Annotated in this window: 19 protein-coding genes and 1 tRNA gene; 18 read left to right on the top strand and 2 right to left on the bottom strand. The window is 60.2% G+C overall.

The features are described 5' to 3' along the window. The 18 genes from asnB to DW003_RS01735 all read left to right on the top strand — a co-directional run bounded on the left by asnB (position 1) and on the right by DW003_RS01735 (position 19590). The gene (gene asnB, locus DW003_RS01820) at positions 1-1881 is read left to right on the top strand and encodes an asparagine synthase (glutamine-hydrolyzing) (RefSeq protein WP_118387191.1); all 1881 of its coding nucleotides are present in this window, start codon (positions 1-3) and stop codon (positions 1879-1881) included. A 110-nt stretch (positions 1882-1991) separates the two neighbouring features. Continuing rightward, positions 1992-3554, top strand: coding sequence for a Mur ligase family protein (locus DW003_RS01815; protein WP_118387189.1), 1563 nt, complete (start codon positions 1992-1994; stop codon positions 3552-3554). A 111-nt stretch (positions 3555-3665) separates the two neighbouring features. After that, on the top strand, positions 3666-4577 hold the full coding sequence (locus DW003_RS01810) for an HAD family hydrolase (RefSeq protein ID WP_117637588.1): 912 nt from the start codon (positions 3666-3668) through the stop codon (positions 4575-4577). Positions 4578-4628: 51 nt separating this feature from the next. Then, entirely contained in the window at positions 4629-5513 is an 885-nt protein-coding gene (murI, locus tag DW003_RS01805) for a glutamate racemase (protein WP_117637589.1), read from the top strand. A gap of 54 nt (positions 5514-5567) precedes the next feature. After that, the gene (gene rph / locus DW003_RS01800) at positions 5568-6293 is read left to right on the top strand and encodes a ribonuclease PH (RefSeq protein WP_118387187.1); all 726 of its coding nucleotides are present in this window, start codon (positions 5568-5570) and stop codon (positions 6291-6293) included. Positions 6294-6436: 143 nt separating this feature from the next. Further along, positions 6437-7078 carry an RdgB/HAM1 family non-canonical purine NTP pyrophosphatase gene (gene rdgB, locus DW003_RS01795; protein WP_022094898.1) on the top strand — a complete coding sequence of 214 codons (642 nt, stop codon included), beginning with the start codon at positions 6437-6439 and terminating at the stop codon, positions 7076-7078. 2 nt (positions 7079-7080) lie between these two features. After that, on the top strand, positions 7081-7527 hold the full coding sequence (gene dtd / locus DW003_RS01790; protein WP_055286755.1) for a D-aminoacyl-tRNA deacylase: 447 nt from the start codon (positions 7081-7083) through the stop codon (positions 7525-7527). Between the two features lie 114 nt (positions 7528-7641). Next, a complete protein-coding gene (locus DW003_RS01785) occupies positions 7642-7938 on the top strand; it encodes a Veg family protein (RefSeq protein ID WP_006234957.1) in 297 nt (98 codons plus the stop codon). A 2-nt stretch (positions 7939-7940) separates the two neighbouring features. Then, the gene (ispE, locus tag DW003_RS01780; protein WP_222847408.1) at positions 7941-8837 is read left to right on the top strand and encodes a 4-(cytidine 5'-diphospho)-2-C-methyl-D-erythritol kinase; all 897 of its coding nucleotides are present in this window, start codon (positions 7941-7943) and stop codon (positions 8835-8837) included. Positions 8838-8886: 49 nt separating this feature from the next. After that, a tRNA-Pro gene (locus DW003_RS01775) sits at positions 8887-8963 on the top strand. Between the two features lie 112 nt (positions 8964-9075). Beyond that, positions 9076-9351 (top strand): twin-arginine translocase TatA/TatE family subunit, encoded by a 276-nt coding sequence (gene tatA / locus DW003_RS01770; protein WP_022094895.1) that lies wholly within the window; start codon positions 9076-9078, stop codon positions 9349-9351. 106 nt (positions 9352-9457) lie between these two features. Then, on the top strand, positions 9458-9928 hold the full coding sequence (gene greA / locus DW003_RS01765; protein WP_006234960.1) for a transcription elongation factor GreA: 471 nt from the start codon (positions 9458-9460) through the stop codon (positions 9926-9928). A 79-nt stretch (positions 9929-10007) separates the two neighbouring features. Further along, on the top strand, positions 10008-11972 hold the full coding sequence (lysS, locus tag DW003_RS01760; protein WP_117635963.1) for a lysine--tRNA ligase: 1965 nt from the start codon (positions 10008-10010) through the stop codon (positions 11970-11972). A 501-nt stretch (positions 11973-12473) separates the two neighbouring features. Continuing rightward, positions 12474-14042, top strand: coding sequence for a threonine/serine exporter ThrE family protein (locus DW003_RS01755; protein ID WP_199665650.1), 1569 nt, complete (start codon positions 12474-12476; stop codon positions 14040-14042). A gap of 298 nt (positions 14043-14340) precedes the next feature. After that, entirely contained in the window at positions 14341-16983 is a 2643-nt protein-coding gene (locus DW003_RS01750) for an ATP-dependent Clp protease ATP-binding subunit (protein ID WP_118387185.1), read from the top strand. Between the two features lie 123 nt (positions 16984-17106). After that, entirely contained in the window at positions 17107-17466 is a 360-nt protein-coding gene (locus tag DW003_RS01745) for a type II toxin-antitoxin system RelB/DinJ family antitoxin (RefSeq protein ID WP_199665649.1), read from the top strand. Further along, the gene (locus DW003_RS01740) at positions 17463-17984 is read left to right on the top strand and encodes a PIN domain-containing protein (RefSeq protein WP_118387183.1); all 522 of its coding nucleotides are present in this window, start codon (positions 17463-17465) and stop codon (positions 17982-17984) included. The genes DW003_RS01745 and DW003_RS01740 overlap by 4 nt, the downstream gene beginning before the upstream one ends. 148 nt (positions 17985-18132) lie before the next feature. Further along, positions 18133-19590 (top strand): aminoacyl-histidine dipeptidase, encoded by a 1458-nt coding sequence (locus DW003_RS01735; protein ID WP_118387181.1) that lies wholly within the window; start codon positions 18133-18135, stop codon positions 19588-19590. A 126-nt stretch (positions 19591-19716) separates the two neighbouring features. Here DW003_RS01735 and DW003_RS01730 read toward each other — a convergent pair whose 3' ends face one another. After that, positions 19717-21021 carry a type II toxin-antitoxin system HipA family toxin gene (locus tag DW003_RS01730; protein WP_118387179.1) on the bottom strand — a complete coding sequence of 435 codons (1305 nt, stop codon included), beginning with the start codon at positions 21019-21021 and terminating at the stop codon, positions 19717-19719. Between the two features lie 3 nt (positions 21022-21024). Beyond that, positions 21025-21495: a helix-turn-helix domain-containing protein gene (locus DW003_RS01725; protein WP_117655053.1), complete on the bottom strand. Its 471-nt coding sequence runs from the start codon at positions 21493-21495 to the stop codon at positions 21025-21027. Between the last annotated feature and the right edge of the window lie 86 nt (positions 21496-21581).

Raw genomic sequence — 21581 nt, 5'->3', positions numbered from 1 at the left:
ATGTGCGGTTTTGTCGGTTTTGTCGGTGGGACGGATAACCAATCCGAGGTGCTCACCAAGATGATGGACCGCATCGTCCATCGCGGTCCCGACATGGGCGGTCAGTTTATCGACGGCCGCGTTGCCCTGGGCTTCCGCCGCTTGTCGATCCTCGACCTGACCGAGGCCGGCGCTCAGCCCATGGCCAATGAGGACGGCAGCGTCGTTATCGTCTTCAACGGCGAGATCTACAACTTCCAAGAACTCCGTTCCGAGCTCGAGGCCAAGGGCTACAAGTTCCACTGCGGCGCCGACACCGAGAGCCTCCTGCACGGCTACGAGGAGTGGGGCGAGGCCGTCCTCGATCGCCTGCGCGGTATGTACGCCTTCGTCATCTGGGACAAGAAGAAGAACAAGCTTTTTGGCGCCCGCGATATCTTTGGCATCAAGCCGCTCTACTACTATCCCATGGCCGATGCGGGCGACGGCGCTCCGGGCGTGCTTTTTGGTTCCGAGATCAAGAGCTTCCTGGACTACCCGCACTTCCACAAGGCGGTCAACAAAAAGGCCCTGCGTCCGTACATGACGTTGCAGTATTCGGCAACCGAGGAGACCTTCTTCGAGGGTGTCTACAAGCTGCCGCCGGCGCATTACTTTACCGTAGACATCCCGACCGGCAAGATGAGCATCGAGCGTTATTGGGATTGCGATTACTCCGCCGTCGAGAAGCCGTTCGAGGAGTACGTCGACGAGCTGGACGAGGTCGTGCACGAGAGCGTTGAGGCCCATCGCATCGCTGATGTTAAGGTCGCGTCGTTCCTCTCCGGTGGCGTCGACTCCAGCTACATCGCCGCTTGCCTCATGCCCGACAAGACCTTCTCGGTGGGCTTCGATTACAAGAATTTCAACGAGACTAACTACGCCAAGGAGCTATCCGACAAGCTCGGCGTCGAGAATGTCCGCAAGATGATTACCGCCGACGAGTTCTTCGGTGCGCTCGAGGACATCCAGTATCACATGGACGAGCCGCAGTCCAACCTGTCTTCCGTGCCGCTATGGTTCTTGGCCGAGATGGCCCGCAAGGACGTCACCGTCGTGCTTTCGGGCGAAGGTGCCGACGAGCTCTTTGGCGGCTACGCCTACTACGAGGACACGGTCCCGGTGCGCAAGTACAAAAAGATGGTGCCGCTGCCCATCCGTCGCGCGCTCGGTAACCTGGCGCTGCATATGCCGTACTTCAAGGGGCATAACTTCCTGGTCAAGGGTGCCGAGATCCCCGAGAAGTCGTTCCTGGGACAGGCTCTGGTATGGCCGGAGCGCGAGGTCGACGGCGTGCTCAAGCCCGAGTACAACACCGGCGATGGCGCCTTCGAGCTCGCCGCTCCCATCTATGCGCGCGTGAAGGGTCAGCCCGAGCTGGTCAAGAAGCAGTACCTGGACATGAACATGTGGCTCCCGGGCGACATTCTGCTCAAGGCCGACAAGATGTGCATGGCACATTCGCTGGAGCTGCGCGTGCCCTTCCTGGACCGCAAAGTCATGGAGTTCGCCGAGCACATTCCCGACCGCTACCGCATCAACGAGAACGGCAACAAGCAGGTACTCCGCCACGCTGCCAACAAGTCGCTGCCCGATGAGTGGGCCACCCGTCCCAAGGTGGGCTTCCCGGTGCCGATTGTCTACTGGCTGCGCGAGCAAAAGTGGTACGACTATGTCAAGGAGTACTTCACCGCGCCGTGGGCAAGCGAGTTCTTCGATACCGACGAGCTCATGCACCTGCTCGATCTGCACTTTGCGGGCAAGGGCGATTTCCAGCGCAAGATCTATACGCCGCTCGTGTTCCTGGTGTGGTACAAGCGCTTCTTTATCGACGAGGACCAGCCCGCTGTTCAGGCTGCCTAGCCTCGGCTTACGAACGCCTGCGCGTAACGGCTCCTCCGGGAGCCGTTTTTGCATGGCGCGTTTCAGTTACTATAAAAGCCGTCCCTGCCAATGGCTGAGAAAGGTGAAAGATGCACCATTCGGATTCCGCAACCGTGACCACGGTCGATACGCTCGCCAAGCTACTCGATGCGTGCGGCGAGCTGCGCGCATCGGAGCAGGTTGACGAGCGCGCGGTGACCGGCTGCTCGTTTGATTCGCGCGCGGTCTCGGCAGGTGACGTGTTCTTTTGCAAAGGCGCTGCCTTTAAGCCCGCGTTTTTGAGCATGGCGCTCGATGCGGGCGCTGTCGCATTTGTGTGCGAGGAGTCGCTGGTCGAGTCTCTGGAGCCGCTGGCGCAGGAGAGCGGTGCTGCGATGCTGGTTGTTGATAGCGTTCGCACGGCCATGGCCCTGTTGCCGCCGGAGGTCTACGACCGTCCCGACCACGACGTCAAGATCGTGGGTATCACCGGTACCAAGGGAAAGACCACGGCCGCTTTTATGCTCCAGTCCATCATCAAAGCGGCGGGCGAGTCCTGCGGCATGATCGGCTCGGTGAGTACCGACGATGGCATCGAGTGCTATGAGAGCACCAATACTACGCCCGAGGCCCCCGAGGTCTGGCGCCATATCGCCAACTGCCGCACTTCCGGTCGCCAGTCCATGGTCATGGAGGTCTCGAGCCAGGCGCTCAAGTACCAGCGCGTCGAGAATCTGCCGTTTGACGTGGCGTGCTTCCTCAACATCGGCCGCGACCATATCTCGCCGATCGAACACCCTACGTTTGAGGATTATTTTGAGAGCAAACTCAGGATCTTTGACCAGGCAAAGACCGCCGTGGTGAATCTGGGCACCGAAGAGGTCGACCGTGTGCTGGAGGCAGCGTCGACGGCCGAGCGCTTGGTGACCGTTGGCGTCGAGCATCCCGAGGCAAGCCTGTGGGCGAGCGACGTCCGCATGGTTGGCTTTAACATCGAGTTTAACCTGCACGGCATGAGCGCCGACGAGCCCGAGGCGGGGGAGAAGGTCCTGCTGGGTATCGCGGGAGACTTTAACGTGGAGAACGCGCTGGTCGCTATCGCCGCCGCGCGCGAGATTGGCATCGGTATCGATGTCATCAAGAAGGGCCTCTCCAAGCTGCGTGTGCCGGGTCGCATGGAGGTCGTGGAGTCGAAGGATGGCCGCGTGATTTGCGTTGTGGACTACGCGCACAACCAGCTTTCATTCCGTTCGCTGTTCTCGTCGGTCAAACGTGCGTTTCCTGCCAGCCCCGTCATTGCGCTGTTTGGCGCCGCCGGCGGCAAGGCCCAGGAGCGCCGCGAGCAATTGCCGCGCGAGGCCGCACCATATTCCGACCTGATGATCTTTGCCAACGAGGACCCGGCTCACGAGGACCCGATGAAGGTCTGTCGCGAGCTTGCCGAACATGTTCCCGACGATACGCCGAACAGGATCATCCTCGATCGCGAAGCCGCTGTGCATGCGGCGTTCAAGGCGGCGCGCGAGGAGTACGTTAACCCCGATGCCCCCACCATTGTCTTGCTGCTGGCAAAGGGTGACGAGGAACTCATGCACGTGGGCGACGAGTTCGTGCCCATCGAGAGCGATCTTTCGTTGGCCAATCGCCTGATCGATGTTACCCAGTTTGACTAATGAACCATGATGGCGGCGGCGCCCTGAGCGCGCTGCCGTTGCAAGCGCGTTCCCCCTCAAGCGAGGCGCGCCGCCTAAGACCAGAAGCCCCTTCTACGTAATGGAGTGACCATGTCCCACAATACCCTGCCGACCGTCGCTGAGCTTTCGGGCGAGATGCGCGAGCGCCTTGCCAAGGTTAAGTACGTCTTTACCGACCTGGACGCCACCATGCTCGCGCCCGGCTCGTGCGTGCTGCGCGACAACGACGGCAATCCCTCGACCAAGCTCGTCGAGGCTGTCGTGGCACTTGCCCGCGCCGGCATCCAGGTGGTCCCCACCTCGGGCCGCAACCGCACCATGATCCACGAGGATGCGCGCGTGCTCGGCCTCAACTCCTACATCGGTGAGATGGGCGGCCTGGTCATGTATGATCTCAAGGCCAACGATTGGGAGTATCTGACCGGCGATATGCCCTACGACCCCGCCTGCGGCCTCACGCCGCATCAGGTGATCGAGCAGACCGGCGTGTGCGAGAAGATTCTCGCCCGCTGGCCGCATAAGATCGAGTACCACAATGACATGTCGACTGGCTACAAGTACCGCGAGGTCACCGTCGGCATGCGCGGCGATGTGCCCGACGACGAGGTCCAGGCCATCCTGGACGAGGCCGGCTGCGGCCTGGTCTGGGCCTGTAACGGTCACCTGACGCATCTGTCCAAGCCGACGACGCTCGAGCTCGAACGCGTCGAGGATGGCCGCGCGTTTAACATCAATCCCTCCGGCCTCAACAAGGGCGTTGCCATCGCACGTTTCTGCGAGCACCTGGGTATCGAGCGCGAGGAGACGCTGGCACTCGGCGATTCCGAGTCTGACTTCTACATGGCTGACCACGTGGGCACGTTCTGCCTGGTCGAGAACGGTTTGACCAGCGCCGGCGCGCCCGAGTTCCTGGCTGCTTGCGAGAACGCTTTCGTTACGCGCGGCAAAATTGTCGACGGTTGGGCGGCGACGGCAGAGCTGCTGGTCGCGGCGCGTTCGTAGCGCGGCGTCGCCGCACTTGGATATGTCTTTTCGAGAGAGACTGGTGAGGTAATGTCCGATATCGAGAATCCGGCAGGCGACACGCGCCCGATCGGTGTGTTCGATTCTGGCCTGGGCGGTCTGACGGTTGCGCGCGCCATCGCGACGGCGCTGCCGCACGAGTCCGTCTACTACTTCGGCGACACCAAACGCTGCCCCTACGGCACGCGCACTGAGGATGAGGTGCGCTCGTTTGCGTTGCAGGCGGGCCGTTGGCTGTCGAAGCACGACGTCAAGATTATGGTCATCGCCTGCAACACGGCGACAGCTGCGGCCTTACGTCTGGCCCAGCAGGTGCTCGACGTTCCCGTGATCGGCGTGATCGCGCCGGGTGCCCGTGCGGCAATCAACAGCACCCGTTCGCGTCGCGTGGGCGTGCTCGCCACCAACCTCACCATTCGCTCGGGCGCTTACACGCGCGCCATTCAGGATCTAGATGCCGGCGTCGACGTATACGGCTGCCCCGCCTCGAGCTTTGTCGAGGTTGTCGAACACGAGCTCGCCTCGGGTGCGCATCTGCAAGAGCAGTGGCTTGAGAACGAGGACATCTTCGATACGCCTGCCGTGCGTGCGCTGGTGGGTGCCACGGTTGAGCCGCTGCGCGACCACGGTATCGATACCGTGGTGCTCGGCTGTACGCATTTTCCGCTGTTGGTGGGACCTATCCGCCATGCGCTGGGGCCTGGGGTACGCGTCGTGAGTTCCGCCGAGGAGACCACGCGCGAGCTGACCGATATCCTCACGCGCCGCGAGCAGCTGGCGGGCGTCGCCGCCGAGCCGCAGCATCGTTTTGCCACGACGGCCGATAACATTGCCGAGTTTGCGGTGGCGGGCAGCTTTATCTTTGGTCAGCCGCTCAAGAGCATTGAGCATATCGATATCGATGAGCTGAAATAGATGTAAGGCCGCCGTCAGAGCCTTCGCCACACCTTTTGCCGAAAGGATTTTTCTATGGAGTACATGCAGGTCAACCGCGCCAACGGTCGCGCCGCCAACGAGTTGCGCCCCGTTAAGCTCGCCCGTGGCGTCATGAAGCACGCCCACGGCTCGTGTTTTGCCGAGTTCGGTGACACGCGCGTGTTGTGCGCCGCCACAATCGAGGAGGGCGTGCCGGGCTGGCGAAAGGGAGCTAAGGCCGGCTGGGTGACCGCGGAATACGCCATGCTGCCGGCGTCGACCGGCAAGCGCTGCAAGCGCGAGCACGCCAACCGCAAGGGCCGCTCCATGGAGATCGAGCGCCTCATTGGCCGCAGCCTGCGTACCGTCGTCAACATGAAGGCGCTCGGCGAGTACACCGTCACCGTCGACTGCGATGTGATTCAGGCCGATGGCGGCACGCGTACAGCGAGCATCACCGGCGCCTGGGTGGCGCTGCACGACGCCCTCGCCATGTGGGTCGAGGCGGGCAAGATCGAGCGCATCCCGCTTACCGGCCAGGTGGCTGCAATCTCCATGGGCGTTGTCGACGGCAATACGCTGCTTGACCTCGATTATTCCGAGGACAGCCATGCCGAAGTCGACATGAACCTCGTCGCCACCGACACCGGTGAGATGATCGAGCTCCAGGGCACTGGCGAGCAGGCGCCCTTTGACCGTAAGCGCCTCAACGCCCTGCTCGACTTGGGCGACAAAGGCATCGCCGAGCTCATCGAGCTTCAGCGCCAAGCCATCGCCTAACCTGCCAAAAAGGGACAGGTTTATTTTGGCAGGTTTTATCTGGGAAAACGTCGAAGTATAAGACTGCCGTTGATTGAGAGGGGAGAGGCGGAGGCCCTCGTCGCCCTCGGCGCGGCATTGCTATAGAGACAAGGAGACCACTCATGGCACTTGAGAAGATCGACATCGACACCCTCGACCCGGCGGCGACCATTGTCGTGGCAACGGGCAACGCCCATAAGCTCACCGAGATCGAGGCCATTTTAGGCAAGGTCATGCCCGAGGTTCGCTTTGTGGCGCTCGGCCAGCTGGGCGATTTTGAGGACCCCGAGGAAAACGGCACGACGTTTTTGGAGAACGCCATCATCAAGGCGCAGGCTGCCGTCGAAGAGACGGGGCTCATGGCCATCGCCGACGATTCTGGCTTGGTCGTCGACGCGCTTGACGGCGAGCCGGGCGTGTATAGCGCGCGCTATGCGGGCGTGCACGGAGACGATGCCGCCAACAACGCCAAGCTTCTCGTTAACCTGGAAGGCGTGGCCGACGAGGACCGCACTGCGCGCTTTATGAGCGTCGTCGCGCTCATCGACACGGACGGTTTGGTCACCTATGGCGAGGGCGCCTGCGAGGGCGTTATCGCGCACGAGGGCCGCGGCGATCACGGCTTTGGCTACGACCCGCTGTTCCTGCCGGTCGACACGCCGGGCAAGACCATGGCCGAGCTGACGGCGGACGAGAAGAACGCCATCAGTCATCGATTCCATGCGCTCGAGCACCTATCCGCCAAACTGACGGGCGAGGAGTAGTCGTGCGTGCGGTAGTGCAGCGCGTGCTCAACGCCGGCGTGACAGTCGACGGCGAGTGCGTGGGCCGTATTGGACGTGGCTACCTGGTGCTGCTGGGCGTGGGCCACGGCGATACGCGCGCCGAGGCCGATAAGCTGTGGGGCAAGCTCCGGGGCTTGCGCATTAACGAGGACGAGAACGGCAAGACCAACCTGGCACTTGCCGATGTCGACGGCGAGGTTCTCGTGGTGTCGCAGTTCACGCTGTTCGCCGATTGCCGTCACGGCCGCCGCCCATCGTTTACGGATGCCGGCGCCCCCGATGTCGCCAACGAGCTCTACGAGTACTTCCTGACGCTCGTTCGCCAAGATGTCGAACACGTGGCGCACGGCATCTTTGGCGCCGATATGAAAGTCGACTTGGTCAACGACGGCCCATTCACCATCGTCCTCGATACCGACAATCTGTAAGTAGCCAAATTAGCTACTTGCGCGTGGTCGCAACAGGGTGCTATAGTATTAGAGTTTTGTCTATCTTAGGGGTATTATCCCCTTTTTGAATTGCACCTTCTGGAGGCCCTGTTCATGGAAGAGATGGAAGTCAATCACGTCGACGACATCCACGAGAAGCTGACCGATATGGTGGGCGATCGCGTCAAGGTGAAGGCCAACATGGGCCGCACCCGCGTCGTCGAGCGCATGGGCACCATCAAGAGCGTCCACCCCGCTGTCTTTATCGTCGAGGTTGACGAGCGCCGCGGCCGCAAGTCGCGCCAGTCCTACCAGTATATCGATGTCCTCACCGGGCAGGTCGAGCTGTTCGACCCCGAGAGCGGCGAGCACATTTTTACCCCGCTCGGCAATCAGCTCGAGGAGCACTAGCGGTGACCGATTGGTCCCTGACCCTTTCCGCGCCGGCAAAGATCAACCTCTATCTGGGGGTTCATACCGAGCGCGACGCCCGCGGCTACCATAAGGTTGATTCCCTGATGGCAGCCGTCGGTCTTGCCGATACCGTGACGGTCGCGCCTGCGTCGGCGCTGACCGTCCAGACGGTTCCGGCATCAGATTTTCCCATGCAAAAGAATACGGCGTATCGGGCTGCGGTTGCTATGGCCGAGCATTATGGTCGCGACGCCAACGTATGCGTTACGATCGAAAAGCGCATTCCGCTATGCGCCGGCCTGGGCGGCCCCTCGACGGATGCGGCCGCGGTCATTGTCGCCTTGGCGGAGCTCTGGGGCATCGATCGCACTGACCCCGCGCTCGATGACATCGCCCGCGGCATTGGCGCCGACGTGCCGTTCTTTCTGCACGCGAGTCCCGCATTCTACGTGGGCGGGGGAGACGTACTGGCCACTGAGTATCCTGCGCTTCCGGCGACACCCGTCGTATTGGTCAAACCGCGCGAGGCGAGCGTTTCAACGGTTGAAGCGTATCGGCGCTTTGACGAGGCCCCGGTGCCTGCAGACAAGCCCGGCGCGATAGCTTCTGCCTTGCGTGCTGGTGATGCCGAGACGGCATATGCGCTCATCCATAACAACCTGGGTGTCATTTCCGCACAGATGGAGCCGCAGATACAAACGGTTCTCGATTGGCTGCGTAAACAGGACGGCACCGTTGCTGTAGATGTGTGCGGATCGGGCGCCTGCTCGTTTGCCATTTGCGACACCGCCGCCACGGCCGAAAGGCTTGCTGACGCTGCCCAGCAAAATGGCTGGTGGGCCTGCGCGACTGAGCTTATTCCCAACACGGTTCAAATCGACGCGCCAAAGAAATAAAAATTTCTCTAGCACGCGGCGAAAATCTTTGTTACTATAGTCGAGCTAACGGGTTGTGGCTCAGTTTGGTAGAGCACTGCGTTCGGGACGCAGGGGTCGCTGGTTCAAATCCAGTCAACCCGACCAGAGCATGAGGAGGGACCGCTTCTTGCGGTCCCTTTTTTTAGCTATTGTTGTGATACCGCGATACCCGCGGTATACTCATTCGAGCTTGTCTCGCTGTATTGTGGAGGTCTACATGTTTGGACTGAGGGCTCCTGAGCTCATCATTATTCTCGTCGTTGTCCTGATTATCTTCGGGCCCAAGAACCTGCCGAAGCTCGGCAAGTCCCTCGGCTCTACCGTCAAGAATATCCGCGAGGGTATGGAGGGCGACGATAAGGCCGAGACCAAGCAGGCCGAGGAGGTCGTGGTCGAGCAGTCCGAGGAGGACAAGGAGATCGCTGAGCTCGAGGCCAAGCTCGCTGCTGCCAAGAAGAAGCAGGCAGAGGACAGCGACGCGGACGCAGAGTAGTCCCATCCCTTTGGGGTGAGCACCTGACCGGCTTGCCCGCAGGCTAGCCGGTCTTTTTCGTTTTGTTGACAGTTGATTGTTTGATCAGAGTTGGGGAGATATCCGTATGGACGCAAGCCAGATCGTACTGACCGCTGAGGGCCGCCAGAAGCTCGTCGAGGAGCTCGCTTGGCGTGAGGGCGATTACGCCAAGGAGATCGTCGAGGACATCAAGGAAGCCCGCGCGTTCGGCGACCTTTCGGAGAACTCCGAGTACGACGCCGCTAAGGACAAGCAGGCCCAGAACGCCGCTCGTATTGCCGAGATCCAGGCCATCCTTGCCAACGCTCAGGTTGCTGCCACCACAGGTGATCTGACCGTCTCCATCGGTTCCACCGTTTCTCTGATTGATCCCAACGGTGAGGTCATGGAAGTCACGCTCGTCGGTACCACCGAGACCAACTCGCTCGAGCACAAGATTTCCAACGAGTCTCCGGTCGGCCACGCCATCATCGGTCACGGCGAGGGCGACTCCGTCGAGGTCGTTACGCCTTCCGGCAAGACTCGCGTCTACACCATCGCCAAGATTGCACGCTAGACCACGGTCCCGCGTAAAGGTATGTTTTCGCTCCCTGGGACCGAATCCTGGGGAGCGTTTTAGTTTGAGGAGCTAACTTATGGCAGAGAACCAGAACGCCGCAGATCAGGCATCGACGCTCAACGACGAGCGCGCCACCCGCCTGGCCAAGCGCGCCGCCCTGTTCGAGGCGGGCCAGAACCCCTATCCCGAGCACTCTGAGCTTGAGGACTACGTTGCCGATATCGAGGCTAAGTACGCCGAGCTTGCCGATGGCGAGGACACCGAGGACGTCGTGAAGATCGGCGGCCGTGTGGTCGCCAAGCGCGGTCAGGGCAAGATCATGTTCATCGTCGTACGCGATGCGACTGCCGAGATTCAGCTGTTCTGCCGCATCAACGACATGGACGAGGCTGCCTGGAATACGCTCAAGTCCCTCGACCTGGGCGACATCCTGGGCGTGACCGGCGTGGTTGTGCGCACCCAGCGCGGCCAGCTTTCCGTTGCCCCTAAGAGCGCGACCCTGCTTGCCAAGGCCGTTCGTCCGCTGCCCGAGAAGTTCCACGGTCTTTCCGACAAGGAGACCCGCTATCGCCAGCGCTATGTTGACCTGATCGCCAACGACGACGTTCGCGAGACGTTCCGTAAGCGTTCGCAGATTCTCTCCACCTTCCGTCGCTTTATGGAGTCCGACGGCTACATGGAGGTCGAGACCCCCATCCTGCAGACCATCCAGGGCGGCGCTACTGCCAAGCCGTTCATCACGCACTTCAACGCGCTCGATCAGGAGTGCTACCTGCGCATTGCTACCGAGCTGCACCTCAAGCGCTGCATCGTCGGCGGTTTTGAGCGCGTGTTCGAGATCGGCCGTATCTTCCGTAACGAGGGCATGGACCTTACCCACAACCCCGAGTTCACCACGATGGAGGCCTATCGTGCCTTCTCCGACCTCGAGGGCATGAAGGCGCTCGCCCAGGGTGTCATTAAGGCGGCTAACAAGGCCATCGGCAACCCCGAGGTCATCGAGTACCAGGGCCAGACCATCGACCTTTCTGGTGAGTGGGCCAGCCGTCCCATGACCGACATCGTCTCCGACGTGCTCGGCAAACAGGTCACCATCGATACGCCGGTCGAGGAGCTTGCTGCTGCCGCGCGCGAGAAGGGCCTGGAGATTAAGCCCGAGTGGACCGCCGGCAAGATTATCGCCGAGATCTACGATGAGCTGGGCGAGGACACCATCGTCAACCCCACGTTCGTGTGCGATTACCCCATCGAGGTCAGCCCGCTTGCCAAGCGCTTTGAGGACGACCCGCGCCTGACGCACCGCTTTGAGCTGGTTATCGCCGGTCACGAGTACGCCAACGCGTTCTCCGAGCTCAACGACCCGGTCGACCAGGCCGAGCGCTTTGCCGCCCAGATGGCCGAGAAGGCTGGCGGCGACGACGAGGCCATGGAGTACGACGAGGATTACGTGCGCGCCCTCGAGTACGGTATGCCTCCTGCGGGCGGCATCGGCATCGGTATCGATCGCGTGGTCATGCTGCTCACCAACCAGGCTTCCATCCGCGACGTGCTGCTGTTCCCGCACATGAAGCCCGAGAAGGGTTTCCAGTCCGGTGCCGCTGCCGCCAAGGCTGCCGAGGCCGGCAACACCGCGAGCCCCTTCGTCAAGCCGCTCAAGCCCACGGTTGATTACTCCAAGATCGCCGTCGAGCCGCTGTTTGAGGAGTTCGTCGACTTTGATACCTTCTCCAAGAGCGATTTCCGCGCTGTGAAGGTCAAGGCGTGCGAGGCCGTCAAGAAGTCCAAGAAGCTGCTGAACTTTACGCTCGACGACGGCACCGGCACCGACCGTACCATCCTCTCCGGCATTCACGGTTATTATGAGCCCGAGGACCTGGTCGGCAAGACCTTGCTCGCCATCACCAACCTGCCTCCGCGCAAGATGATGGGCATTCCCAGCTGCGGCATGCTCATCAGCGCTATCCACGAGGAGGAGGGCGAGGAGCGTCTCAATCTGATCCAGCTCGACGCTTCCATCCCCGCCGGCGCAAAGATGTACTAGGGGGTTACGGCGTTTTACCAAACGCCGTAACCGCTCGACGCTGCGCGCCGCCCAGAGCGACAATTTGTCATTCAAAAGGCAAGGCATGACCAGAAGGTCTATGCCTTGCCTTTTTCATGCCAACTTGTTCGCTCTGGACGTCGCTCGCTGTCCGTCCTCTATCTGCGGTGTTGCCCTGGTTGGCACTTAGGGACGTTCCTTTTCTGCCGGCACTTGGGGACACTCCTTGTCAAGCGATTGGAATAGTCATTGGGGAATAGTCATTGGGGGTACTCATTGGGGACGTACTTAAATGAGTGCTCGAAGAATGAGAGTGGATAATCTCCCACTTTTGGCTCGTATGCGGGCTCAAAACGGGAGATTATCCACTCTCGTCTCGCCGAGGGTTTATCGGCTCGTTGGCTATGTCGCGCCTTCCATGCATGACAGTCGTCTCTTTTATGTTTCCTTTAGCTGTCGCTGCCTAGGATGGGGGTTAGTCGATAGGAAGGGAGCACCGGGATGGACGATGCGAGCGAGCGCGCAATCGAAAAGGACATGCTCGATCAGTTCAATTACTTTGATGATGAGGACGAGGAGCTGATCGACCGTCGCGAGCCAGCGCCGCTTGATTCCTTTGATCTGGTCGATGAAGAGGCTGATGAGGTTGAGGGTGAATCAGTGGAGCCCCCACAGCCTTCGCGCCTTGACTCGTTGCTTTCGAGAGCCCCCATGCACCACGGTGTCCGTGCCGGCGCGCTCCATATGAAAACTGACTGGCGCCAGATCGTGACTTCAGGCGATGAGCTTGCCGTCGATGCGCCGCTCACTGATAAATCATCCATCATCTGCCGCACCGGCATGCTTATGCTGGCAAGCGGAACAGGTGCCTGGCGCGTGCGCGATACCATGAATCGCGTCGCCGCCGTACTCGGTGTCACCGTCCACGTTGACTTAAGTCTTCTGTCGTTTGAGTGCACCTGCATCGAAGATGGCCACTGCTTTAACGAGGTTGTCAGCCTGCCCACAACGGGAGTCAATACCCATCGCATTTGGATGATGGAGAGTTTCCTCAAGGAAATCGAGACCTATGGTCGTCGCTTCACGGTACACGAGTATCACGAGATGCTCAAGACCGTTGAGAGCTCAAAGCCCGATTACTCTTCCTGGCAACAGGGCCTTGCGGCGGCCTGTGCTTGCGGCGCCTTCGTCTTTTTGCTCGGCGGCGGCCCTATCGAGATGGCCTGTGCATTTGTGGGCGCTGGTGTTGGCAACTTTGCTCGCTCCCATATTCTCAAGCAGGGTCTTGGCCAGTTTAGCGCGCTGACGATTGGCGTTGCGCTCGCTTGCGTTTCGTATTTGCTGGCATTGCTCGGCCTTGGCCAGGTCATTCCGGGGGCAATGTCGCATCAAGAAGGCTATATCGGCGCCATGCTCTTTGTGATTCCCGGCTTTCCCCTCATTACGGCAGGCCTCGACATCGCAAAGCTCGATATGCGAAGCGGCATCGAGCGTCTTTCGTATGCCGTGTCGATTATTGTGATGGCGACCCTCGTAGGCTGGATGGTTGCCGAATGTGTGGGGCTGGCACCGGATGATTTTGCCCCGCTCGGCCTTTCGCCGCTTGCCCTTACGCTCCTGCGCGTGGTGATGAGCTTCGTTGGCGTATTCGGCTTCTCGGTGATGTTCAACAGTCCGGTAAAGATGGCCGCGGCAGCTGGTCTGATCGGCGCCGTGTCCAATACCTTGCGTCTTACGCTCGTCGATGCGCCGACGATGCTTCCCTTCCTGGGCCTCAGCGCGGGAATGCCTCCCGAGGCGGCAGCGTTTATCGGCGCGCTGGTATCGGGGCTGCTGGCAAGCTTGGCCGAAATCAAGCTCACCTATCCACGTATCGCCCTCACGGTGCCATCGATTGTCATTATGGTGCCGGGCTTGTATCTGTATCGCTCGATGTACTACATGTGCACCTTCGATACGGTCAATATGCTCGGCTGGTTTGTGCGTGCAGTGCTCATTGTGGCGTTTCTGCCCGTTGGCCTGGGTGTGGCGAGAACCCTCACCGACCCCCGCTGGCGCCACACCAGCTAATTGGTGCAAATGAAACTGATCCGCAAAACATGAACGTGGATAATCTCCCGTTTTTGGCCTGTTTACGGGCTCAAAACGGGAGATTATCCACGCTCGTGGAATGGGTGTCCGAAAATCCACGCTCGTTGGGCCGATGCAGAGGCACCTGGCAATTCCTTTTTTGTAGACGTTGTCGTATGGCTGCGCGTGGAAAAGGCTCCAACGGTTAACATATACTCCATATGGGTAAAGAGACCAAAGCGCCGCCACGAGTGGCGCTTTGCGTTTGAAAAAACTAGCTCGTCTAAGAGGAACTAGCATGTTAGACCGTTTTACCGATCGCGCGCGCAAGGTCATGTCCATGGCCAAGCAAGAGGCGCTCGATCTTCATTCAAATAAGGTGGGTACCGAGCACCTGCTGCTCGCGCTTGCCAAGGAGGACGAGGGCATTGCCGCCGAGGCACTGCGTTCGCTCGACATCTCCTACGATGACATCATGGATACTCTCAAAGAGGTCCAGACCACGGTTCCCGAGCCCAGTGAGGAGACCGAGGCGGCCAAGCTCGCCTTTACGCCGCTCGTCATTAGCGTGATGGAGCGTTCGTTCCGCGTGGCGCGTGAGAACAACCAGACCTACGTGTCGACCGAGCACTTGCTGATCGGCATCGTCGAAGAGGGCAACGGCATGGCCATGGACATCCTCATGCGCTTGGGTGTGTCGTCCGCCTCCATCAAAAAGGCTATCGAGAAACTCACCGCCAAGGACCAGGACAAGAAGCGTCCGCTCGCCGGCGCCGGTGCTGGTCGTCCCGGTGCGGGCCTGCCGTTCTTTAGCGGCTCGGATGCCTCTCAGCAAAAGGGGAGTGGCACCGATACGCTTAAGCAGTTCGCGACCAACCTCACGCAGAAGGCACGCGACGGCGAGCTCGACCCTGTAATTGGTCGCGAAAAGGAAGTCCAGCGTATGATGGAGATCCTTTCGCGCCGCACCAAGAACAACCCGCTCATTCTGGGCGACCCCGGCGTGGGCAAGACGGCCATCGTCGAGGGCCTAGCTCAGCAGATTGCAGCCGGCAACGTGCCCGAGAACCTCATGAACCAGAACATCTGGACGCTTGACCTGCCGGGTCTTGTCGCGGGTGCCAAGTATCGCGGCGAGTTTGAGGAGCGCCTCAAGAACGTGATCCAGGAGGCCACCGAAGCCGACGACGTCATCCTGTTTATCGACGAGATGCACACCATCATCGGTGCCGGTTCTGCCGAGGGCTCCATCGATGCGAGCTCCATGCTCAAGCCCGTGCTCGCGCGCGGTGCCTTCCAGATTATCGGCGCCACCACGGCCGAGGAATTCCGCAAGTACCTCACCAAGGACCCGGCCTTTGAGCGTCGCTTCCAGACCATCGATGTCGAGGAGCCGAGCGTCGAGGACACGGTCAAGATCCTGACCGCGCTCAAGCCGCGCTACGAGGAGCACCACCATGTGCTCTATACGCAGGGTGCTATCGAGGCCGCCGCGAACCTTTCCAACCGCTACATCCAGGATCGCTTCCTGCCCGATAAGGCCATCGACCTCATTGACGAGGCCGGTGCCCGCGCTCGAATTGCCGCGAATCGCGCGCCCGAGCCGGTGCGCGAAGCCGAGCATCGCATCGAGGAGCTCAAGGCTGCTGCGCAGGAGGCCACCGAGAGCGACGACATGAACAAGGCCGCCGAGATCACCGAGCAGCAGAAGGCCGCCGAGATTGAGCTCGCCGAGGCCAAGGCTGCCTGGACCGCCGAGCTCGACGCCAGCCCGCTCACCATCGACGTCGCCCAGATCGCCGACATCGTCTCCGTGACCTCGGGTGTACCGGTGTCTTCGCTCACCGAGAGCGAGAGCCGTCGCCTGCTGCAGACCGAAAGCGTGCTCAAGACCCGCATTATCGGCCAGGACGAAGCCGTCGAGGCCGTGGCCAAGGCAGTGCGCCGCAGCCGCTCACCCCTCAAGGACCCGCGTCGCCCCGGCGGCAGCTTTATCTTCCTGGGTCCCACCGGCACAGGCAAGACCGAGCTCGCCAAGACGCTTGCCGAGTACCTCTTTGGCAGCAAGGACGCGCTCATCAGCTTCGACATGTCGGAGTTCGGTAGCGAGTTCGAGGTCTCCAAGCTCATCGGTAGCCCTCCGGGTTACGTCGGTCACGACGAGGGCGGCCAGCTCACCAAGGCCGTTCGTCGTCACCCGTACTCGGTCGTGCTGTTCGACGAGATCGAGAAGGCGCACCCCGATATCTTCAACATCTTGCTGCAGGTGCTGGAGGAGGGTCGTCTGACCGATAGCCAGGGCAAGACGGTCGACTTCCGCAATACTGTGATCATCATGACGTCCAACGTGGGCGCCCGCGAGATTGCGCAGGATGCGAGCGTTGGCTTTGGCACCACCGGCGAGCAGGGTCTCACGTCGAGCGAGATCCGCGGTCGCGCGATGGGTGAGCTCAAGCGCCTGTTCCGCCCCGAGCTGCTCAACCGCATCGACGACATCGTGGTGTTCCAGAAGCTTTCGGGCGAGAACCTGACCAAGATTGCGCACCTGCTGGTGGACGATCTGCGCCAGCGCCTGATCGCAAACGGCATGAACATCAAGCTTACCGATGCGGCCTATGACAAGATCGTGGCCGAGGGTACCGACCTCACCAACGGTGCGCGTCCGCTGCGCCGTGCTATTCAAAAGCTCATCGAGGACCCGCTGTCCGAGGAGCTTCTGGCCGGCGAGTGGGGCGAGGGCGATACCGTCCTGTGCGATGTGGCCGACGGCAAGTTTGTCTTTAGCCATGGCACGGGCGAGATCCCGGCACCGCGTCCGGCGGGCACGCTCGGGGGCGATACCGCTCCGGCGGCGCCGCACACCGGAAACGCCGCGCCTGTGAGCAGTGGCGTGACCTCGGGCCCCGGCGGCATGATGCAAGCCGGCTCTGGTGCGCTGTAGGCATTAACATATCTTGTATAACGGGGGCGTTTCCGATAAGGAAGCGCCCCCATTTCTATTGAAATGCGCTTTAATCTGCCGTGCTATACTAAAATTGAGATACCGTATAGCAAAGGAGCTGATATGCCTACATCAATGCTCGACACGCGGCCAGTTCAGATGAACGTGCGTATAGATCGTCAGCTCAAAGAGGCAGGAGACGCCGTCCTGACTCATATTGGCATGACGCCGTCACAAGCTGTTCGGACACTTTGGGAGTATCTGGTCGTTAACGGACGCATGCCCTCGAAGGGAGACGCGGCGGCTCCGGTTTCTGACGGAGTGGAGCCCCAGCGCATGGAGTCAAGGGCCGCGCAAGGCAGCCATATCGTTCGCGATTCGTGCCTCAAATACGGCATCCCCATCCCTGAGTTCTCGGGAGACTATGACGACCTCTATGAGGAGGCCATGGCGGAGCGCTATCCCGAGTGGGTGGAACTATGAGCACAGAAGGCGTCCTCAAGCTGTTAATCGATACCAACGTATGGATGGATTATTTTTCTGGCAGGTCCGACCGTACGGCAAATGTCGTCCATCTGATCGAGATTGCCGACGCCTCGGAGCGGATTGCCCTGTTTGCCTCGTCGCTTTCGGTCAAAGACGTTTCATATCTTGTCTCGGCGGCAATCAAGCAGGAGTGCCGAAGAAAGACTGGCTCACTGAGCGATAACGCCATTGCGGCGGCGGACGAAACGGCCTGGGCATGCGTTCGGCAGATGCGCGAGCTCGCCCTCATCGCGCCGGTCGGTGCAGACGAGGTCTTTGATTCGTTTGTGTTCAAGTATCATCACAACGACTTTGAGGACGACCTGATGCTGGGCGTCGCCAATCGCATTGATGCCGATTACGTCGTGACGGAGGACAAGAATCTTATTAAACATACCAATGGTGTATGCATTAACGTTCAACAGGCGTTGAGGTTGGTTGAAGAGTCCAACGTCCGTTCGGCGCGGCCCGTCTAACCTGCTTTATCTTAATAAAGTGGCGTTTCCCCACCGTTAGCCGATGATGCAAGGGCGCTCGGCGTTTTCGACTGGTTTATGCACGCAAAGTCTGGGAATATACAAGTCGCATATCTTACTGTCTAACCAGTTGCGCCAAGGAGGCACCATGGACTACAAGATTACCGGCTACGAGCCCGCCCAGCTGTTCCATTTCTTTGAGGAGGTCAGCGCGATCCCCCGCGGGTCTGGCAACGAGAAGGGTATCAGCGATTTCCTGGTTGCGTTTGCCAAGGAGCGCGGCCTCGACGTGTATCAGGACGAGGTCTACAACGTCATCATTCGCAAGCCCGCATCTGCCGGTGCCGAGAATGCCCCGACCGTGATGCTGCAGGGCCACATCGATATGGTGTGCGACAAGTTGGGCTCCGTTGAGCACGACTTTACGACTGACGGTATCGACCTGGTCGTCAAGGACGGCGTCCTCACCGCTAACGGCACCACCCTGGGCGCCGACAACGGTATCGCCGTCGCTCTGATGCTTACCGTGCTCAACGACGATTCGATTGCTCATCCGGCCCTCGAGTGCGTATTCACCACCGACGAGGAGACCGGCCTGGTCGGCGCCGAGACGCTCGACAAGTCCCAGATTAGCGCCCGCACCATGATTAACCTTGACTCCGAGGAAGAGGGCGTTGCCACCGTCAGCTGCGCCGGCGGCGTCGTCGTTACCTACACCTGCCCGATCGCGCGCGAGCACAAGACCGGTAGCACTCTCACGCTCGACATCTCCGGCCTGCTGGGCGGTCACTCCGGCTCCGACATCAACCTGGAGCGCGGCAACGGCAACCTCATCATGGCCCGCATCATCGACCGCCTGATGGTCGCCGGCGAGCCCGCCATCGTCAGCTTTAACGGCGGCACTAAGGACAACGCCATCAACCGTGAGTGCAAGGCCGAGCTGGTTTACGCCGACCACGCTGCCGCCGAGGCCGCGGCGCAGGTCGCCAAAGGCATCATCGCCGACGTCACTGCCGAGCTTGAGGTCTTCGACCCCGGCTTTACCTGCACCGTCGAGATTGCCGACGACGCCGAGGTCGAGGCCATGGACGAGAAGTCCGCACTTGCCCTCATTCGCGCTCTGCGTCTTGCCCCCAATGGTGTGATCCGCCGCAACGTCGCCACCGACGGCTCCGTCGAGGTTTCCTCCAACATCGGCGTGGTTGCCACCTCTGACGACGAGGTTAAGATCATGCTGTCCCCGCGCTCCTCGATCACCTCGCTGCAGAACGAGTTCAAGGACCGCCTGCAGACGCTGGCCGATGTCTTGGGCTTCGATGCCAAGTTTGAGTTCGAGTATCCCGGCTGGAGCTATGCCGAGCATTCGCCGGTCCGCGACGTCTTTGTCGAGAGCTATCGCGAGCTCTTTGGCTCCGAGTTGCGCATCGAGTCCATTCACGCCGGCCTTGAGTGCGGCCTGTTTGCCGAGGCCCTGCACGGCCTGGACGCCATCGCCGTGGGCCCGACGCTCTCCGATGTCCACACCCCGGACGAGAGCATGGAGCTCGCTTCTGCCGAGCGCTTCTACGAGCTGCTCATCGACGTGCTCAAGCGCCTCGCCGCGTAAAGGTTGCGCTAGCAGCAGTCCGAGCCACGTGCTAGCGGATTGCAAATGACATTACGAGAGGGGGTACCGGTCTTTTGCGACAGGTGTCCCCTCTCTTCTTTTAAGAAATGGGAAATTGATTGGCGTCTAGCCCATATCCGCCCTGATGAGGTCGAGGGTTCGCTGGCAGTTTTCGCGGACGGGGCCGAGCATATGCTCGCGCAGGTCCGCCATGCCGGGCAGGTCGGCGTATTCGTCCATGACCTCTTCCATGCAAATGGGTACCTCGTAGGCGAGGTCCATCATGGTCGCAAAGCAAGACTTCTCGGATAGCCCGGCATCGGTGAGTGCCGTCTCCAGCGCGGGGTCGCCCATACCGTGGTATCGGCGGATAGCACCTGGACCGATGCGCCCCACACGATTTTCGCCGCCAACGCTCATGGCAAGGCGTGCCCGACGTCGCATGCTCTCATACGCCAAGCCCGATGCGACATCGTACATTCGAGCCATCATGGCTGCGCCGTCGTTTCCAAGGAGCAGGGAATAGTTTTTCGCATGCGCATCCGGTGCGCCGATAATGGCGTTGAAGAACAGTATCTGCGTAAACAGATGCAGGTTAAGTTGATGGTGGCTCGTAGTTACGAGGAGCTCTTGAATGTCGCGTGTGGTCGGGCCGCCGTCTGCCGTGTACTTTTGGGCGGGCATCACCCCAAGTGCCTGACAGAGGTCTTCTTGATGTAGGCGCCTGATCGTTCCGTCTTCGACTTTCACGCGGTCATAGCGCTCAACAATGAGGGTAGGTTCGTCCTCAAACATACGATATTCGACGTTTGCCGTTGCGATACCGGCTCGCTGGGCGCTTTTCATGCAGACAAACTCATTGAGAGCCTCGAGTTTAAATCCGTTAACGCCATTTTTGAAAATATGCGTCGTGGGTGAGGAGCCCATGCATTCGCACCAGCGGCCGTTAATGAACGCGAGCGCGAACTTGCCCTGGTTGCCTCCAAGTGACCAACTTTCATCTAGACCCATCCACGATGCATCGCGGTCATCTCTGATCGACTTGAGGCGGAGAGCAATTTCGTGGTCGTCTATAGGGCGGTAATCGCCAGCGCGATGCAGGACGGCGTCGGCATCTTCTTCGGCATAAAACTGCACTCCGCCCGGACAGTCGAGTCCGATATGGCTGAGCAACGCAACGGGATTGTTGGGCCTAACGTCGAATTCGGCGGCAATCGCTTTTCGCTGGTCCTCGCTGTCGGGTAGAAGGCCAAACAGGTACGGATTCATGACCTGTTGTCCGTATGTGCGATTCGATACGGGTATGTTGGTCGATAGGGCTGGCCCGTCATAGTCATGATCGTAGGTAAAGCTGATAAGACCGTTCTCATCTTGCGTGAGCGTTCCCGCAGGTACGCCGCAAATAATGGTCCGAAGTGATGTTCTGGCCATTGGCTATTTCCCTTCGGGCTTGGTTTGGTTAGATGCGTTTGCGGCAATCGAGACTCCGAGATTGGACATGACGAAATCGGCGAAGATCTCGTCGTAAAGTGCGGATGTAAAGGGGGCATCTGCAAGAGCCGGAATGGCGGTACTACGACTGTTGCGATGATGGGGACGTTGAGTGTGATGGCGCCTGGGGATGCTGCGAGGCAGCGGATTGGCATGCGGAGCGTCGACTGGTCGCTCATTTTTTGCTTCGCCGATATCCCCTTGAGCGGCGAGTGCCAGTCCAAGAGCATTGAAAATCGTCAGCAGCTTGTCGAGTCGAATGCCAGTGGCGTCTCCTAGCTCGAGCGATGCGAGCAGGCGCTCCGAAACACCGGCTTTTTTAGCGAGGGCGGCACGGGTGAGACCCTGAGCCTCGCGTGCCTGACGCACATAGATGCCAGCTTGCCGCGGTGTGGTGATGGGAAGGGTATCCATGGCGATCTCCTAACGTGCAGACTTTTGCATATCAGTATGACATGCAAAAGCCTGCACGAAAAGGTATTATGCAAAACTCTGCATGA

It is taken from the genome of Collinsella sp. AF36-3AT (assembly GCF_003475205.1).
GTDB classification, from domain to species: Bacteria; Actinomycetota; Coriobacteriia; order Coriobacteriales; family Coriobacteriaceae; genus Collinsella; species Collinsella aerofaciens_AF.
Note: the sequence above shows the minus strand (reverse complement) of the source record. Positions and strands in the feature narration are given on the sequence as shown.